Source organism: Streptomyces sp. NPDC001941, assembly GCF_040296945.1.
Classification (GTDB): domain Bacteria; phylum Actinomycetota; class Actinomycetes; order Streptomycetales; family Streptomycetaceae; genus Streptomyces.
The window spans coordinates 1-1,506 of record NZ_JBEOYE010000252.1; the positions used below are offsets into that span (position 1 = coordinate 1).

The 1,506-nt window shown below is 35.1% G+C and carries 2 protein-coding genes; both read right to left on the minus strand.

The genetic code is table 11. The annotated features are described in order from the left end of the window. Nucleotides 1-105: 105 nt before the first annotated feature. On the minus strand, nt 106-519 hold the full coding sequence (locus ABT160_RS46955; RefSeq protein WP_003132403.1) for a polysaccharide biosynthesis C-terminal domain-containing protein: 414 nt from the start codon (nt 517-519) through the stop codon (nt 106-108). 58 nt (nt 520-577) lie between these two features. Next, the gene (locus tag ABT160_RS46960; RefSeq protein ID WP_351656562.1) at nt 578-1,258 is read right to left on the minus strand and encodes an IS6 family transposase; all 681 of its coding nucleotides are present in this window, start codon (nt 1,256-1,258) and stop codon (nt 578-580) included. Between the last annotated feature and the right edge of the window lie 248 nt (nt 1,259-1,506).

Below are 1,506 nucleotides of genomic sequence, written 5' to 3' on the forward strand. Positions count from 1 at the left end.
GTTGAGCTAACCCAAAAGTAGCATAAAAATAGACAGGAGATATATCTCGAATGGTATCGAGATATATCTCCTGTCTATTTTTATGAGGATTTCATTCCAAATGTCTTATTTTTTATTTTTTAGCGCCATGATAATGTATAAAATTGTACGCTGATTAACCACTAACATGCCACAAAATAATAGGGCAAGGCATAGATACAAGACTTTACTCGGCAGATAAAATAAACAAAGAATTTGTACCAAAATGATCACAAAATTACTTATAAAAGTTCGCCATTTAATCTGAATCACCACAAATTTTTGCGTATCCTTGACACGAAATAAAAACGTTGTTAAGAATCCAAGCATTGAAGCTAATCCAGCACCATTCAAGCCAAATAATGGAATAAGTAATACTTGTGCAATGACACAAACGATTGCTCCAAATAAAAATGTGATAAATCCTCCTGTAGTTTTTTTAACTACAATATAACTTGTTTCAAAAAAATTTGCAAAGCTAGAAAATAATGCTGAGAGCATGAAAGGTTCTGTTGCGAAGTTTGAAAATCAAACGCGCCCTCTCTGAACTCCAAATATCTTAGGCTGGTATTCCCATTAATACCTTGATTTCAGTAGACACCGCAAAGCCGAAGAGCGTTCCATTTCTTCGGTTCTTTTTATATATTCCTCGAAGGGTCTCCATGCCCTTAATCGTGGAAGAGGCTGTACGGAGACTTTGATAAAATTTATTCCGTCGTTTAATAGGTCGATGGTCTTGTTCTATTAAATTGTTAAGATACTTCACAGTTCGGTGCTCTGTCTTAGGATATAAACCCACACTCTGTAACTTTCTAAAGGCGGAGCCAAGAGAAGGTGCTTTATCGGTCACAATTGCTTTCGGCTCACCAAACTGTTTATGGAGTCGTTTTAAGAAAGCATAGGCTGCTTGCGTATCCCGTTTCTTTCGTAACCAGATATCTAAGGTTAAGCCGTCCGCATCAATTGCACGATAAAGATAATGCCAACGTCCCTTAATTTTGATATAGGTTTCGTCCATTTTCCATGAATAGAAGGATTGTCTATTTTTCTTCTTCCAAAGATAATAGAGGACTTTGCTGTACTCTTTCACCCAACGATAAATCGTAGTATGACAAACATTTATTCCACGATCATATAACAATTCCTGAACTTCACGATAGCTTAGATTGTAACGCAGGTAGTAACCAACAGCGACAATAATGACGTCTTTTTTGAATTGTTTGCCTTTAAAATAATTCATTACTCTGTCCTCTCTGTCTTTTTTCTCAATTTTACACTAAAATAGATTTTTTGGAAAACTTTGCAACAGAACCAAAGAAATAATAAATTCTAGGCCCTTAAAAGAAAAAATCAAATTTTTAACAAAGGTTATTATTATTAAGGCGAAAAACCATTAAGCCGTTAAACGAAAACGCAATTAGGATTGACTAGTTGAGGCTTGGTTAACCATCAACATCACTATTCAATGAAGAAACAGGCCTTGAATCT